Source organism: Pseudomonas sp. CMR5c, from assembly GCF_003850545.1.
GTDB lineage: Bacteria > Pseudomonadota > Gammaproteobacteria > Pseudomonadales > Pseudomonadaceae > Aquipseudomonas > Aquipseudomonas piscis.
On sequence record NZ_CP027705.1, the window covers coordinates 4,816,832 to 4,832,204 of the forward strand.

At 63.0% G+C, this 15,373-nt stretch carries 16 protein-coding genes; 7 read left to right on the forward strand and 9 right to left on the reverse strand.

Going from position 1 to position 15,373, the window contains the following annotated elements; all coding sequences use genetic code 11:
- Positions 1-406 precede the first annotated feature (406 nt).
- On the reverse strand, positions 407-1,162 hold the full coding sequence (locus C4K40_RS21960; protein WP_022640060.1) for a spermidine synthase: 756 nt from the start codon (positions 1,160-1,162) through the stop codon (positions 407-409).
- A 160-nt stretch (positions 1,163-1,322) separates the two neighbouring features.
- Between C4K40_RS21960 and C4K40_RS21965 the strand changes: the two genes are divergently transcribed.
- Entirely contained in the window at positions 1,323-2,669 is a 1,347-nt protein-coding gene (locus C4K40_RS21965) for a class II 3-deoxy-7-phosphoheptulonate synthase (protein WP_022640061.1), read from the forward strand.
- 39 nt (positions 2,670-2,708) lie between these two features.
- On the opposite strand, the gene C4K40_RS21970 is transcribed toward C4K40_RS21965, so the two are convergent.
- Positions 2,709-3,923, reverse strand: coding sequence for a winged helix-turn-helix domain-containing protein (locus C4K40_RS21970; protein WP_053133125.1), 1,215 nt, complete (start codon positions 3,921-3,923; stop codon positions 2,709-2,711).
- 260 nt (positions 3,924-4,183) lie between these two features.
- Here C4K40_RS21970 and C4K40_RS21975 point away from each other — a divergent pair, with 260 nt between their 5' ends.
- Positions 4,184-5,359 (forward strand): diguanylate cyclase, encoded by a 1,176-nt coding sequence (locus tag C4K40_RS21975; RefSeq protein WP_053133127.1) that lies wholly within the window; start codon positions 4,184-4,186, stop codon positions 5,357-5,359.
- Positions 5,360-5,394: 35 nt separating this feature from the next.
- Here the strand turns inward: C4K40_RS21975 and C4K40_RS21980 are convergent, their stop codons facing one another.
- The 4 genes from C4K40_RS21980 to C4K40_RS31645 all read right to left on the reverse strand — a co-directional run bounded on the left by C4K40_RS21980 (position 5,395) and on the right by C4K40_RS31645 (position 8,696).
- Positions 5,395-5,610, reverse strand: coding sequence for a DUF1127 domain-containing protein (locus C4K40_RS21980; RefSeq protein ID WP_053133421.1), 216 nt, complete (start codon positions 5,608-5,610; stop codon positions 5,395-5,397).
- A gap of 121 nt (positions 5,611-5,731) precedes the next feature.
- On the reverse strand, positions 5,732-6,628 hold the full coding sequence (locus tag C4K40_RS21985) for a hypothetical protein (RefSeq protein WP_053133130.1): 897 nt from the start codon (positions 6,626-6,628) through the stop codon (positions 5,732-5,734).
- Complete coding sequence (locus C4K40_RS21990) at positions 6,625-8,403, reverse strand: hypothetical protein (RefSeq protein WP_022640066.1); 1,779 nt, start codon at positions 8,401-8,403, stop codon at positions 6,625-6,627. Before C4K40_RS21990 ends, C4K40_RS21985 begins: the two co-directional genes overlap by 4 nt.
- A gap of 125 nt (positions 8,404-8,528) precedes the next feature.
- Positions 8,529-8,696: a hypothetical protein gene (locus C4K40_RS31645; RefSeq protein WP_022640067.1), complete on the reverse strand. Its 168-nt coding sequence runs from the start codon at positions 8,694-8,696 to the stop codon at positions 8,529-8,531.
- Positions 8,697-9,056: 360 nt separating this feature from the next.
- On the opposite strand from C4K40_RS31645, the gene C4K40_RS21995 reads away from it, so the two are divergent.
- Together C4K40_RS21995 and C4K40_RS22000 are read left to right on the forward strand one after the other, a co-directional pair.
- Positions 9,057-9,626 carry a peroxiredoxin gene (locus C4K40_RS21995; RefSeq protein ID WP_053133133.1) on the forward strand — a complete coding sequence of 190 codons (570 nt, stop codon included), beginning with the start codon at positions 9,057-9,059 and terminating at the stop codon, positions 9,624-9,626.
- A 91-nt stretch (positions 9,627-9,717) separates the two neighbouring features.
- Entirely contained in the window at positions 9,718-10,572 is an 855-nt protein-coding gene (locus C4K40_RS22000) for a LysR substrate-binding domain-containing protein (RefSeq protein WP_022640069.1), read from the forward strand.
- On the opposite strand, the gene C4K40_RS22005 is transcribed toward C4K40_RS22000, so the two are convergent.
- On the reverse strand, positions 10,562-11,311 hold the full coding sequence (locus C4K40_RS22005; protein ID WP_053133136.1) for a sulfite exporter TauE/SafE family protein: 750 nt from the start codon (positions 11,309-11,311) through the stop codon (positions 10,562-10,564). The two genes, C4K40_RS22000 and C4K40_RS22005, sit on opposite strands and share 11 nt — an antisense overlap.
- A gap of 105 nt (positions 11,312-11,416) precedes the next feature.
- Between C4K40_RS22005 and C4K40_RS22010 the strand changes: the two genes are divergently transcribed.
- The 3 genes from C4K40_RS22010 (at position 11,417) to C4K40_RS22020 (ending at position 13,538) form a co-directional block, all read left to right on the forward strand.
- Entirely contained in the window at positions 11,417-12,367 is a 951-nt protein-coding gene (locus C4K40_RS22010) for a LysR family transcriptional regulator (RefSeq protein WP_053133139.1), read from the forward strand.
- A 75-nt stretch (positions 12,368-12,442) separates the two neighbouring features.
- Entirely contained in the window at positions 12,443-12,904 is a 462-nt protein-coding gene (locus C4K40_RS22015) for a MarR family winged helix-turn-helix transcriptional regulator (RefSeq protein WP_022640072.1), read from the forward strand.
- Positions 12,905-13,118: 214 nt separating this feature from the next.
- Complete coding sequence (locus C4K40_RS22020; protein ID WP_022640073.1) at positions 13,119-13,538, forward strand: organic hydroperoxide resistance protein; 420 nt, start codon at positions 13,119-13,121, stop codon at positions 13,536-13,538.
- A 71-nt stretch (positions 13,539-13,609) separates the two neighbouring features.
- On the opposite strand, the gene C4K40_RS22025 is transcribed toward C4K40_RS22020, so the two are convergent.
- Positions 13,610-14,182, reverse strand: a complete 573-nt coding sequence (locus C4K40_RS22025) for an elongation factor P (RefSeq protein ID WP_053133142.1) — start codon at positions 14,180-14,182, stop codon at positions 13,610-13,612.
- 48 nt (positions 14,183-14,230) lie between these two features.
- Entirely contained in the window at positions 14,231-15,364 is a 1,134-nt protein-coding gene (gene earP, locus C4K40_RS22030) for an elongation factor P maturation arginine rhamnosyltransferase EarP (RefSeq protein WP_053133145.1), read from the reverse strand.
- Positions 15,365-15,373 lie beyond the last annotated feature (9 nt).

The following is a 15,373-nucleotide window of genomic DNA, read 5'->3' on the forward strand; positions in this document are numbered from 1 at the left end:
TGAAAGAAATGAACGTCAAGGATAGTCCGCGAAGCGGACAAGCAGCCGAAGCTGACTTCGGGGAAATGCGTTACCTAAACGAGGCCCTGCTAAAGGCCGGCGCGCACTATACCGGAATTACTCAAAAAAGGGAGTTTTTTTTGTCGGAAAAATCCGCCAAACCCCCGACTACCACAGGCTTTGCGCCGTTTCGGAAGGCCGGCCATCGGGCTCGAACCCAAGCGTATTCGGGCCCCTGGCTTAAACGGTTCACCTCGTGCCCCCAAGCCACTGCGGCAAACTGCCTCGCCTGCTGCAGAGAATGGCGTCCGGATCTCCCGGGCCACGGTGCCACTTGCGCGATGCAAGCACACCGATACTTGTCGACCCGGCGAGCCTGGCCGCCAGCGCTGCCGGGCGCGTCCGCTCAGGTAGCGGGCCGGATGTCCTTGATCAACGACTGCAACGAATACCCCAGGCGCGGCGCCAGGGCCTCGGCCCGGGCGACCAGGCCCGGCATGTCCAGCTCCTGCTCCAGGTCGGCCGGCACGATCAGGATCACGTTGCCCTCCTTCACCGGCAGCTCCCAATAGTGGCGGTGATAGAGGCCGCGCAGCAATGCGGCGCCCAGGGGCTTGCCGTCATCGGTGGCCCATTGGTTGATCACCAGCCAGCCACCCGGATTGAGACGCTTCTGGCAGTTTTCCAGGAACCCCCAGGCCAGGTGCCCGACGCCCGGTCCGACATCGGTATACAGGTCGACGAAGATCAGGTCGGCGGGCTCGGCGCTTTCCAGCAGTTCCAAGGCATCGCCGATCCTTATATATAGACGCGGATCATCGTCCAGCCCCAGGTATTGGATGGCCAGGCGCGGCACGTCCGGACGCAGCTCGATGGCCTCGACGTCCTCCAGGGGCAAGAACTTCAGGCACGCCTGGGTCAGGGTGCCGGCGCCAAGCCCAAGAAACAGCGCGCTCTCCGGTGCGTCATGGCACAGCGCGCCGATCAGCATGGCCCGGGTGTAGTCGTACTCCAGCCAGCTGGGGTCGGCAGTGAACACGCAGCTTTGCTCGATGGCCTCACCGAATTCGAGGAAGCGGTAATCGGCCACTTCCAGGACCCGGATCATGCCGAACTCGTCGTGAACCTCGGCCAGTACGCGTTCGACGCGTTCCTCAGTCATTTCATCTCCTCGTCGCCCGGGCCGGGAACCTTGCCAGGGCGCTAAACCTGCCGCTCGGTAGCGAGCGCAAAGGCGCGATTGTCGACCAAGGCGCAGGAACAGGTCACGCACTAATTTGCTGCTAACATGCCCATCCCAACGTAAAGCATTCGAGTCTGCGATGAGCCAACCCTGGAGCCCCGACAGCTGGCGCGCCCTGCCGATCCAGCAACAACCCCACTACCCCGACGCGGCACACCTGCTCAAGGTCGAGCAGACCCTGGCCAGCTATCCGCCCCTGGTATTCGCCGGGGAGGCCCGGGAGTTGCGCCGCCAGTTCGCCGAAGTCACCCAGGGCCGGGCCTTCCTGCTGCAAGGCGGGGATTGCGCCGAGAGTTTCGCCGAGTTCTCCGCGGCGAAGATCCGCGACACCTTCAAGGTGCTGCTGCAGATGGCCATCGTCATGACCTTTGCCGCCGGTTGCCCGGTGGTCAAGGTCGGGCGCATGGCTGGCCAGTTCGCCAAGCCACGCTCGGCCAACGACGAGACGGTCAACGGCGTGACCCTGCCCGCCTACCGTGGCGATATCGTCAATGGCATAGGTTTCGATGAAAAGAGCCGGGTACCGGACCCGGAGCGCCTGCTGCAGTCCTACCACCAGGCCACAGCCACCCTCAACCTGCTGCGCGCCTTCGCCCAGGGCGGTTTCGCCGACCTGCACCAGGTGCACAAGTGGAACCTGGACTTCATCGCCAACTCGGCCCTGGCCGAAAAGTACAGCCAACTGGCCGATCGCATCGATGAAACCCTGGCTTTCATGCGCGCCTGCGGCCTGGACAGCTCGCCGCAACTGCGCGAGACCAGCTTCTTCACCGCCCACGAAGCGCTGCTGCTCAACTATGAACAAGCCTTCGTCCGGCGCGACAGCCTGACCAACGACTACTACGACTGCTCGGCGCACATGCTGTGGATCGGCGACCGTACCCGGCAACTCGATGGCGCCCATGTGGAATTCCTGCGTGGGGTGAACAACCCGATCGGGGTCAAGGTCGGCCCCAGCATGAACGGCGACGAGCTGATCCGCCTGATCGACATCCTCAACCCGGACAACGACCCGGGCCGGCTCAACCTGATCGTGCGCATGGGCGCCAACAAGGTCGGCGACCACCTGCCACGGCTGATCCGCGCGGTGGAAAGCGAAGGCAAGCGGGTGCTCTGGAGTTCAGACCCGATGCACGGCAACACCATCAAGGCCAGCAGCGGCTACAAGACCCGCGATTTCGCGCAGATCCTCACCGAGGTCAAGGAGTTCTTCCAGGTGCACCAGGCCGAAGGCAGCTATGCCGGCGGCATCCATATCGAAATGACCGGGCAGAACGTCACCGAATGCATCGGCGGCGCCCGCCCCATCACCGAAGATGGCCTGTCGGACCGCTACCACACCCACTGCGACCCGCGGATGAACGCCGACCAGTCGCTGGAACTGGCATTTCTGATCGCCGAGACCCTCAAGCAGGTCAAGCGCTAGGCTCGATCACAGCGCCGCGCCAGCCATGGCGCGCGGCGCTCAGGCCAGGACCTGGCGCAAACGCCGTGCCCCCTCGCGCTGACAATTGAGCTGGATATCCGCCAGCCCCAGCCAATCCGCCATCTGCCGCAGTTGCCCGGCCAGGGCCTGGATGCCCTGCTCGTCCAGGCCTGGGGTTTCCTCGTGCACCGCATGCACCGCCAGGCGCCCCTGGGCCCGCTCCGCCCGCAGATCGACCCGCGCGGCGATACGCTCGTCATGCAGGAACGGCAGCACGTAGTAGCCATAGACCCGCTTGTGCTGCGGTGTGTAGATCTCCAGCCGATAGCGGAAATCGAACAGGCGCTCGGTGCGGCTGCGCTCCCAGATCAGCGAGTCGAAGGGCGACAGCAAGGCACTGGCAGCGACCTTGCGCGGCACCTTGGCCTCGGGCAGGCAATAGGCTGGCTGGCGCCAATCCTGAACCTGGCAGGCCAGCAACTGGCCGTCTTCGAGCAATTCGCCCAGCCGGGCACGGCTGTCCGCCGGATCGAGGCGAAAGTAATCGCGCAGGTCCTTTTCCGTGGCCACGCCCAGGGCCCGCGCCGCCTGCAACAGCAGTCGGCGCTGGGCCTGGGCCTCGTCCGGCAGCGGCTGGCACAGAATCGCCTGGGGAATCACCCGCTCCGGCAAATCGTACAGGCGCTCGAAACCACGACGCCCGGCCACCGTCACTTCCCCGGCGGCGAACAGCCACTCCAGGGCATGCTTCTCTGCGCTCCAGTCCCACCATGGGCCCGCCCGCTCCTCACGGGTAGACAGGCTGCCGGCGCCCAGCGCGCCTCGTTCCTGGACGGCGGCCAGGACCCGGCCGATGGTCGCCTGGTGTTCGTGGCCAAAACGCGCCAGCTGCGAATAGATGCCCTGGCCCTGGCTGGCCCGCTGCATCCGCCAGCGCATCAGCGGGTACATGGACATCGGCAACAGCGACGCCTCGTGCCCCCAGTATTCGAACAAGGTACGTCGCCGCCCCTGGCTCCAGGCGGCCTGGTCCAGCAACTGCTGTGGATAACTTCCAAGGCGGGAGAACAGCGGCAGGTAATGGGCGCGCACCAGGGCATTGACCGAATCGATCTGCAACAAGCCCAGGCGCTCTATCTGCTGGTTGAGCCGCGCGGCCTTGATCGCCGCTGGCGGCTGGCGACCGCCAAACCCCTGGGCGGCCAAGGCCAGTCGACGAGCCTGCTTGAGGGAAAAGGAATGGGCTGCGGTCATGGGATGCTCCTTGTCTGCCCGCACGCTAACGCAGCCGCGCCCCACTTGGATAGCCAGGCGCCGGGCATTTTCGCGACACCGACCGACCCGGGCAGCCATCGATAGCACCGCACTGCCCTGCAAGCGCAAACTCGCCGCCTTTGCAGCGCACCAGTTACTGCCCCTCCTGTCGCCGTTCTGGCTACAATCGCGCCCATTAATGGCAATTAGCCGCACCGGCGGTTGTTTTCCGCTCCGCCCTTGCTGACGAGAACCAGGATATGACGCTGCATCTCCCCACCTTGCTCGTGGTATCCGTGTTCATCTTCTTCCTGATGGGCCTGCTGACCTTGCACGCCTGGTTGCGGGAAAGCCGCGAACGGCCACTGGCCTACCTGGGCGGCATGATGCTGCTGGCTTCCCTGGGCGTGGCCCTGGTGAGCTGGCGCCATCACGTAGAACACTGGGTTCCCGTGGTGCTCGGCAACGTGGTCTTGCTGTTCAGCGCGGCCCTGAACTGGACGGCGATGCGGGTCTTCGCCGGACGCGAACCCCATGTAGCCGGCATGCTCGCCGGCGCCGGCCTGTGGCTGGCCTTGTGCCTGATCCCGGCCTTTCATGAATCGATGCCGGTACGGGTCACGGCCTATTCGTTGCTGGTGAGCGGTTATGGAACCCTGACAGCCCTGGAGTTCTGGCGCAGCCGCCGGAGCCTGGAAGTGGCCTATGTCCCGGCCCTGGTGCTGACCATCCTGCATACCTGCTTTTATGTCGTGCGCAGCGTCATCGACCAGGGCCTGGGGCTGGCCCAGGCCCTGGATGGCCAAGGCGAAGGCGTACCGTTCTTTTCCCTCATGCTGTTCGAGGCGATGGTCTACGTGATCGGCATCGCCTACGTGACCCTGGCCATGGTCAAGGAACGAGTGGAGCGACGCTTCAAGGCCGCGGCTTTCTGTGATGCCCTGACGGGGATCGGCAATCGCCGGGCATTCATGGCCAATGGCGAACGGTTGCTGGCCGGCTGCCAACGGCGAGGCGTACCAGTGGCGTTGCTGTTGTGCGACCTCGATCACTTCAAGCGCCTGAACGACGCCTTCGGCCATCAGACCGGCGACCAGGCGTTGATCGCCTTCAGCCAAGTATTGGTGCGCACCTTGCGCGCCAATGACGCCTTCGGCCGTATCGGCGGCGAGGAGTTCGCCTGCCTGCTGGCAGCAGTGGATGAGCAAGAGGCGGTACGGGTGGCCGAGCGCATCCGCGAAACCTTCGCCGACCTGACGCTGCTCGAGCCCGGGCTGCTCAGCGTCAGTATCGGCGTGGTAACCAGCCAGGCCCCGGACTATGACCTGTCGCGCCTGCTATCCCAAGCCGACGAAGCGCTGTACGACGCCAAGGGCAAGGGCCGCAACCGGGTACAAACCCTGGTGCGGCCCGCTTTCGAACTACCTGTGCACTGAAACGGCACGCCGTTGGCCAGCGAACCGGCGGGCACTCATTTCAACAACGGATCGTCCCAGAACGGCCGCGCCCGTTCATGCTCCACGTCCGCCCGGGACAAGCCGATGTCCTTGAGCGCCTCATCGTTCAAGCCCGCCAGCATCCGTCGCTCATGACCCAGGACGTACCAGCGCGCGACCTTGTGCCACAAGGCCGCGAGCGAGAAGCCGTGGAACGACTGGACCAACAGATAACCCTTTTGACCTTTCATCATCTTGTCCTCCTGTAGGATGACGACAGTGTCTGCCTGGGCGAATGATCAATCCAACGAATGTTTTTTATGCCATACATCTCAGGATTTGATGGATCATCCTTGCCCATCCAACGCCATCTCAAATCCGGTAGTCTCCGGGCCAGCCGCCCAGAGGGTCCCGCCCGAAACCATCGAGACTGGCCGTCGCGGCCTCCTCCCATGCCAACAGGCTGTAGCCTCCCAGGTCGTCGGGCAGGTCCGCAGCCGAAGGCGCCAACACTATGGACGGATGCAACTGCCCGAGGACGTCCTCCACACGAGGCCGGGTCGTCGGCCGGCTGCCATCGACGGCCAGCACCGCCGCCCCAGGGGCCAGCGCTTCGACCAGCACGGTATGCCCGTGATTGCTGCAACTAACTGAAAGTCGGCCTTGCATGCGCTGTTTTTCGATCTGCCGCGCCGGCTCTTCAGCCGCCGCCAGGACCACCGCGCAACAGCCCGTCGCCCCCATGATTCGCGCCTGCGGATAACGACTGCGCAAGCTGGCATAGGTGGACTGCTTGCCAGTGAGGACGATCAGCCCGTCCCGTCCCTGGAACTGCCTGGCCAGGCTCGCCGAGGGCTGGTCGCTGACGCGCAGCAGCTCCTGCACCTGCAGCAGGCTCGCCAATTCGGCGATCACTGCGCTGGCCTCCGGATAACGGTCATCGCGTACCGACACCGTGGTGGGAATGCCCATCAAGGCGAATGGCACGGCGCGGCGAATGGCATGCAGGCAAAAACCGTAGTAAGGCAACAGGCACAGGACCTCCTCGCCGTAGGCCTGGGCCTGCGCCTGGCCCAGGTCCTCCTTGGCGCGGATCAGCGCCCAGCGAAACAGCGCCAGCAACTCGCTGTGCAGCACATCGCGCCACATCGCCAGCGACATGCGCGGCTCCGGCAGGCGCCTGGCCAGGGCGTCGAAGTCCTGCTCCTCGAACAGCAGCTCATGCAGGCGCGCCAGGGGCTGCACCGTCTGGAAGTAAGGCCGGTTCATCTTGCACTCCAGGCCTGGCGCTGCAGGACCGAATCCTTGCCGGTGCAGTAATGGGCGCGAATGCCATCCAGGAAACTCCAGGCCAGCGACGGCAGGATCGCCGCCCGCGCCACGGAATCGCGACTCACCTCGCCCCGTGCCAGCAGGTACTGGATATTGCGTGAGGGTCGCAAGTCATGGCCCAGTTCATCATCCAGCTCATCGTGGGCCGCCATGGCCCCCAGCAGCGCGGCGCAACGGGGATTGTTGGCCGAAACCCGGGAATAGAACTTCATGTGGCGATCATCGCCGCGGCATTCGCTCAGGCTTTTTTGCAGGTAGGTCGAACCGATCAGGTAGCCCTTCCAGTCATGGCGCGCCAGGTCGCTGAGGTAACCGACGAAGGCCGCGGTGGTAGGCAGCGGTCGCATCGCCGTAGGCTGCCGGACTCCCAGCTCCCGTAGGCGAGGCTTGAGAATGTCGCAATGGGTCAGCTCGTCCTGCAGGTGCTGCAACAGGTTTTCGCGGATCCGCGCATCCTGGCAGGCGGCAATCGCCGGGCTGACATGGCGGGTGGCCGAGGCCAGGTAATGGAAATTCTCCAGCATGTAGCCAATCACCAGTTCGTCGCTGCACCCCTGGGTCATCTGCTGCCATAAAGGATGGCCGTCCACCGACACCAGCCAATCCGTGGTCATCCGTTCGATGGCCGCGACGCTGTCGGCGCCGCCCCCCTGGCTGTCGACCAGTTGCTCGTGGATCTGCCCCAGCAGCAGGCAGAACGGCGCGCCGTTGGCGGCCAGTTGTGGCACCCGGTGCCCCAGGGCATAACAGGAAGCGACGATGATGTCCGAAGGGCTGTCATCACCAGAGCGTTCGCCGTTGACCAGGCTCATGACACTGGCCGGCCAGACCGGCAAGCCCTGGAAGATGCCCACCTCCAGCGGCGAATCGCAATCGCGCAGCGGTTGATCCAGGCCATCCTCGGCGAGCACTTGCGCCGCCGTGACGATGGAACTGGCGCAGCCCTGCTCGAGGGCGGACAACCAGCGGTAGATCATCTCGCTCAGGCTGCACACCGTGTTCAGTACGCTGGCCACCACCGAGGCGGGATGACAGTCCTGGGTGCGGACCGCCTTCTTCCAGTTCTCGGAGTGCCCGTAGTCGAGGTCGGTGGCGAAGTGGCCCAGCACTTTGTTGGTGGCCATGCGGCTCAGCAGGTTGTGGCCCACCAGCAGGTCGTGCCAGCCAATCACGGCTTCTTTCTCCACCGAGGAATGCTCCATGAAGCCGGAACAGGCGGCCGACACCAACTCGCCCATGGCCGCGATGTGCCGGGACAGGTGGATCCACTCCAGGGTCGCCGGCAAGGGCCTGGCCAGCCGTACCACGTCGTTCGAGCAACCGATGAGCTCCAGGGCCTCGTTGAAGAACCGCGCGTGATCCCATTCCTCCAGGGCATGCCTGGAGAGCATCAGGGTGATCGGTGACAAGCCGATACCCGGGCTGACGGCAGGGCACATCCGGGAAGCGGCGGCAGCCAGGTAATGCCGGGTTTCCAGGATGTAGGCATGCAACGCGGATTGATCACCCTCGCGGATCTTTCTCCAGATCGGATGGCCATATACGAACTCTTCGGCGGCGGTGTATTGCTCGCCGAGCAACAAGATGAATTCTTCCGCGCTGAAGTGACTGCCCAGTATCGATAAGTTGAGGCTCTGGGCCAGGCGCTCGGTAAAAGAGGCATTGTCGCTCAGCGTCGAGATCGGAGCTTCCAGGCTTCCCAATAACAGCACCGCATGATCGCCATGGGTACTTCGCGCTAAAAATGGAGGGCTACGCAATGGTTCAGATAGATCAACATGATTGTTCCGAGTAGTGATTTCCATTTCTGATCCGCCCTCCAAGACGTTAGCGTCGGTTACTCGACTATGGCTGCCCTAAGTTGCTTGGCGGCCTTCTCCGTACGCTCTACCAGGCCGACCAGGGCCTTGAGGTCTTCTGGCGCCAGCTTGCCGGCCTTGAGCTTGGCCTTGAGCTGGGTAAGTTCTGCATTAGTTGGTTCGGCATGTTCCGCTTTCGCGCTCATGAAAGGACCCTCCAAAGTTGGTCGCAATCCCAGTACAGACCATCTGTACATGGCACCCGCAACACTAGTTGCGGATATAGCTTTAGGCAAACTTGAGAAAAGATAAAACACGCCATTAATCGGCATCACCCTCAATCTGTAATTTTTATCGCCAGAGGCAATTAATAACAATAAAAACATAGCCAACCACTGTATCGAAACTTGCTTATTTCCAGGCCTGATAATAACTATTGCCAAACTATCAACTTTGAATAGTTCCCCAACAAGAGCAGAAACAAGCGATATCACCTATAACAGTCTTGCAGCCGCCGGAGGCGACGAGACCGGCAAGCACAACCGGAGCACCAAGGAGCATTGGCGATGAGAGACATGCTGAACGTGGATTGGTCGAGCATTCCCGCTCCCCAGGATGACGGCGCGGCCCGGCACCTGGCCGGCCGATACCTGCCGCAATTGTCGCTACCCTCGACCACCGGACAGGCAGTGGACCTGTCCGTGCTGCCAGGTCGGACGGTGCTGTACATCTATCCGCGTACCGGCCGGCCGGACCTGCCGCTGCTCGAGGGCTGGGACCAGACCCCCGGGGCCCGTGGCTGCACCCCGCAATCCTGTGCCTTTCGCGATCATGCCCAGGAGCTTGCAGCAGCGGGCGTGGCGCGATTGTTCGGCCTGTCGAGCCAGGACAGCGCCTACCAGCGCGAAGCCGTCGAACGCCTGCACCTGCCCTTCCCGCTGTTGTCCGATGCCGAGGAACACCTGGCCCGGGCCCTGGCCCTGCCACAGTTCGAGCTCAACGGCAGGCGTTTTCTCAAGCGCCTGACCCTGGTGATCGATGGCGGGCGGATCGAGCAAGTGTTCTACCCGGTGTTCCCCCCCGATCAGAATCCGCAACAAGTACTTGCCTGGCTGTCATCCCAAAACCGGGCATGAACCGCCAGCCCGGGGGATGACGGCACTGGTCCGTGGGGAATAAGATCAGCCGCAAGAATGCTTCCCGCGTATCCATCTCAGGGTTTGATGAATGTCCCAGTTCCCCAGCATCGATACCGAAGTGCTGCGCACCTTCGTCGCCATCGCCGATGAAGGTGGTTTCACCCGGGCCGGCGAGCGGGTCAACCGTACTCAGTCAGCGGTGAGCATGCAGATGAAACGGCTGGAGGAGGACGTGCTGCAACGCCAGCTGTTCCAGCGCGACGGCCGCCAGGTCAAGCTCACCGCCGAAGGCCAGGTACTGCTGGGGTATGCCCGGCGCATCCTCAAGCTGCACAGCGAGGTGTTCAATACCCTGCGCGAGCCGCATATGGTGGGCCTGGTGCGCATCGGTACTCCGGATGACTACGTGATGCGCTTCCTGCCGGGCATCCTGTCGCGATTCGCCCAGAGTTACCCGTTGATCCAGATCGAGGTGCATTGCGAATCGTCCAGGCAACTGTTGCAGCGCCAGGACCTGGACCTGTCCATCGTCACTCGCGAGCCGGGCAACGAAATCGGCCAGTTGCTGCGCAAGGAGCGTTTCGTCTGGGCCGCGGCCGAGTGCTTCGAGCCCCCGGGGCAAACACCGCTACCCCTGGCGATGTTCAACAGCGACTGCTTCTGCCGGCTGTGGGCCTGCAACGCCCTGGATGCCAGCGGCCTCGACTACCGCATCGCCTACAACAGCTCCAGCCTGTCGGCGATCATGGCGGTGGTCAGCGCGGGGCTGGCGGTCACTGCCCAGCTGGAGAGCCTGATCACACCTGACTTGCGCATCCTGGGAGAAGCCGAAGGCCTGCCGTTGCTACCGGAGGCCAGCATCATGCTGGTACGCAACCTCAACCAGCCATCGCCGATCACCGAATGCCTGGCCGAGCATATCGTCGAGGGTTTCAAGTCCTGAGTCCCAACATCACTGCGCAAATCACCAGGAAGGCGCAGAACAATGCGCGCAGCAGGCGCTCGGGCAAGGCATGGGCGACCTTCACCCCCCAACTGATGCTTAGCAAGCCACCGGCCGCCAATGGCAGGCCCACCAGCCAGTTCACCTGGTGATGCAGACCATAGGTCACCAGGGTCACCCCGGTGCTAGGCAGCGCCAGGGCCAGGGCCAAGCCCTGGGCCACCACCTGGGAGGTGCCGAAGACACTGGTCAGCACCGGGGTGGCCACTACCGCGCTGCCGACCCCGAACAGCCCGCCAAGCGCCCCGGAAGCCGCTCCCAGCGCTCCCAACCAAGGCCAGGAATAGCGCATCGATGAAGCTGTCGCGGGAACATTGCCGAACAACCGCAACAGGTTGTAGCCGGACAGGGCCAGGAGGAAAACCACGAAGATGGTGCGCATTTTCTGTGGGTCGATACCCACCGCCCAGATCGAACCGAGCCAGGCGAAGCTGAAGCCCATCAGCGCCAGGGGCAAGGCATGCCGGGCCTCGATACGGTTGTGCTGGTGATAACGCCACAGCGCCAGCATCACGTTCGGCACCACCATCACCAGCGCCGTGCCCTGGGCCAGTTGCTGGTCCAGACCGAACCACACCCCCAGCACAGGGATGGCGATCAACCCGCCACCGATGCCGAACAGGCCCCCGACCGTCCCCAGGGCCGCGCCCAATAGCAGATACATCACTAAATCGATCAAGACCGCTCTCCTCACTCGAGGCTTGCATGCTACGCAGTCACCGCTGGTACGGAAACGCAAAGCAACGCACAATGGCTTTGCTGTTTTCGCATAGGCGAGCTGACCATGAATCCCAATATCCTTACTGAACAACTGGGGCTGTTTCTCGATGTGCTAGAAGCCGGCAGCTTCTCCGCCGCCGCCCGCCGCCATCCCCTGACCCCTTCGGCAGTGGCCCGGCGTATCGACGGCCTGGAAAAAGCCGTGGGCACCACGCTGTTCATGCGCACCACCCATGCCGTAGTGGCCACCGCGGCCGGCCTGGCATTCGCCGAGCGAGCCCGGCGCATCGTCGCCGAACTGCAACTGGCCAGGGCCGAGGCAGTGTCCTTGAGCCATGCGCCGGAGGGGCTGATCCGCATCGATGCTCCTGCCGCCTTCGGCCGCCGCCACCTGGCCCCGGCCATCGCGGATTTCCTGATGCTGTACCCGGGCCTGGACGTGCAACTGCACTTGATCGACAGCTTCGTCGACATGCAAGGCTCGCATCTGGGCAAGGTCGACCTGGTACTGCGGGCCGGACAGCAGGTGGACACGCGCATGGTGGCCACGACCCTGGCCAGCATCGTGCGGATCGCCTGTGCCAGCCCAGCCTACTTGAAGAGCCACGGCACACCGGTCCACCCGGCCGAACTCGACCAGCATGATGGCCTGGACTGGGACGGCCTGGCTCCGTTGTTCGCCTGGCGCTTCGAACTCGACGGCCAACTGCAGACTCATCGTCCGCGGCGGATCCGTTTCAGTGCCAACAACGCCGAGGCCCTGCTGTCCGGGGCCTTGGCCGGCCTGGGCATCGCCCACCTGCCGACCTGGCTAGCCAGCGAATATCTGCTGCGCGGGGAACTGGTGCCGCTGTTCTGCAACGGCGGTTTGCCCAAGCCGGAAACCGCCGGCATCTATGCCTTGCGCATGGAGCAGCATCCCAATGCCCGCAGCCGTCTGCTGCTGGAGTACCTCAAGAGCCGGTTCAGCCCTATTCCACCATGGGACCTGGCCCTGCAGAGCACCATGGGCTGAGCCCTGGCGAAATTCATCTGGCGCATTAAAGATTCGCCCGCTAGATTCAGGACCATCAATGATCAAGGCTTCGACATGACCACCGAACGCACCACCTCGCCCGCCTGCGATCCACTGCTGCTGGACAACCAATTGTGCTTCGCCCTGCATTCCACCTCTTTGCTGATGACCAAGGTCTACAAACCGCTATTGCAGCGCCTGGGGCTGACTTATCCACAATACTTGGCGATGCTGGTGCTCTGGGAGCGGGATGGGCTGACTGTCGGCGAAATCAGCCAGCGCCTGCTCACCGACCCCGGCTCCCTGACCCCACTGCTCAAGCGCCTGGAGGCCGAGGGCCTGCTCAGCCGTACGCGAAGCCGTGAAGACGAACGAGTGGTGATCGTCCAATTGACCGAACAGGGCCGCGCCCTGCAAGCCCAGGCCCAGGCAATACCACAATGCATCCTCGGCGCCAGCGGCCAGACGGTGGCGCAACTGCGCCAGTTGCAGGAAGACCTGCTGGCCCTGCGCCGTAATCTGCAAGAAAGCCTCTAGCCCTCCGCAGAGCCTACCGGCCCCGCCTTGGGGCTGGTCCTTCGTCAAAAAATATTTTCTTTATTAATCAATTGGTTAGCCATTAAAAGCGCCCTATGGACGGTTTTACACGAAAATTTATCTTGCGCACTAAATATTAGCGCAATATATTCACATCACAAATTACTTAGCGCACCAATAATTAGCACCCACAAACCAGAACGAGGCTTTCACCATGCAGACTCTCTATACCGCAGTTGCAACCGCCACCGGTGGCCGTGACGGTCGTGCCGTTTCCAGCGACAACATCCTCGACGTCAAGTTGGCCACTCCCAAGGAGCTGGGCGGTGCGGGTGGACAGGCAACCAATCCGGAGCAGCTGTTCGCCGCCGGCTACTCGGCGTGCTTCATCGGCGCCTTGAAGTTCGTGGCCAGCCAGAGCAAGCGCAAGATTCCAGACAACGCCTCGATCACCGCCCATGTCGGCATCGGCCAGATCCCCGGCGGCTTCGGCCTGGACATCGACCTGCACATCAACCTGCCCGGCCTGGCCCAGGATGAGGCACAAAGCCTGGTAGATGCCGCTCACCAGGTCTGCCCCTACTCCAACGCCACCCGCGGCAATGTCGATGTTCGCCTGCACGTAAGCGTCTGAAACGACGAATTGCAGGCACAAAAAAGCCCGACTCAAGGTCGGGCTTTTTCATCTACAAGAACGGGCCAGGTTTAAACCTTGGCGCGGCCTTTGTAAGAACCGCCTTCGCGGGTATCGATCTCGATCCAGTCGCCGATCTCGATGAAGTCGGCAACGCTCAGCTCGGTGCCGTTCTTCAGTTTGGCAGGCTTCATCACCTTGCCCGAAGTGTCGCCGCGAGCGGAACCTTCGGTGTAGTCGATCTGGCGCACGATGGTGGTCGGCAGGTCAACGGAAACCAGGCGGCCTTCGAAGAACACGGCTTCGCAGACGTCGGTCATGCCTTCTTCGATGAACGGCAGAACGGCTTCGATGTCCTCGGAGTTCAGCTCGTACATGGTGTAGTCGGTGGTGTCCATGAAGGTGTAGGAGTCACCGCTGATGAACGACAGGGTCGCTTCTTTGCGATCCAGGATCACGTCGTCCAGTTTGTCGTCCGCACCGTAAACGGTTTCGGTCTTGTAACCGGTCAGCAGGTTCTTCAGCTTGGTCTTCATGATCGCGCTGTTACGACCGGACTTGGTGAATTCAGCTTTCTGAACCAGCCAAGGATCGTTGTCGATACGGATCACGGTACCGGGTTTGAGTTCTTTACCAGTTTTCATTGCGAATATCCGAATTTGGATGGGATTTACAAAAATCTAGGCCGCGTATCATATCCAATTTAGGTAAAACTGCACCAGCGCCGCAGCAAGATCGGCCTGCAAGCCCTGTTCCAGACACCATTGTTCGGCATGCGCGGCGATTTCCGGCCAGTGTCGCAGCAGTTTTGCCCAGGGATCGGCCATCTGCCCCTCGGTGTTCCAGGCCCGCCACAGGGCCAGCACCGCCGCCCCGGCCTCGGCTGACAGCCCCCGGGTGTAGAGCGCAAGGAACGCCTCGAGCTTGTCCAGGTGGATGTCTTCGTCCTGGCGATAGATGTGCCAGAGCATCGGCCGCCCCGCCCATTGCGCCCGAACGAAAGAGTCTTCGCCCCGTACCGCATTGAAATCGCAGCACCACAGCAGGTGGTCATAATCTTCCTGGCGGATGAAAGGCAGCACCTGGAGCGTCAGCGATTGCCGGGCCAGCACGCTGCCCACGGCCAAGGAGTCGACGCCCAGCCAGCGTTGCACATCACCGAGGATGCGCCCTTCGGGCACCAATAAATGGGTGGGGCGGCGATCGGCGGCCAGGGCGTCCAGCCAGCCGGCCAGGCCGGCATTTTCATAGGCGAACAGCGACATCAACCGGGCATCGCTGGCTGGCACCACCCCAAGCTGGCGAAGGAATGCCGCCTGGGCCTCGAGGTCAGCCTGGAACGCCCGGCGCCGCTCCAGCAGGCCGCTCTCGCGCAGCAACCCGCCGGTCTGCGCCTGGAATCCCGGGAAGAAGAAGTACTTCTGCACGCCACGAAACTTCACCGAGGGCAGGCCGTGGCAGCCCCCGACCCAGTCCTCGGCGCTCAGGTAATCCAGGTTCAACCACAAGGGCGTCCGTTCACGATCGGCCATGGCTTCCATATAGGCGTGGGGCAACTGGCAGGCGAACGCAGCGATCACCACATCGGCCGCGGCTTCACCTGGCCACTGGGCCGGCCAATGCCGGACCTCGACCCCGTCCTGCTGCTGGCGGTCCTTGTCCATGTCGATCTCCGGACAGATCCGCTCGAAGGCGCGCAAGTCGTCGACCCACAAGCGCACGGCACACCCATGTTCGGCCACCAACTGCCGGGCCAGACGCCAGGTCACGCCGATATCCCCGTAGTTGTCGACGACGCTGCAAAAAATGTCCCAGGAGGCTTTCATTCCTGTCCC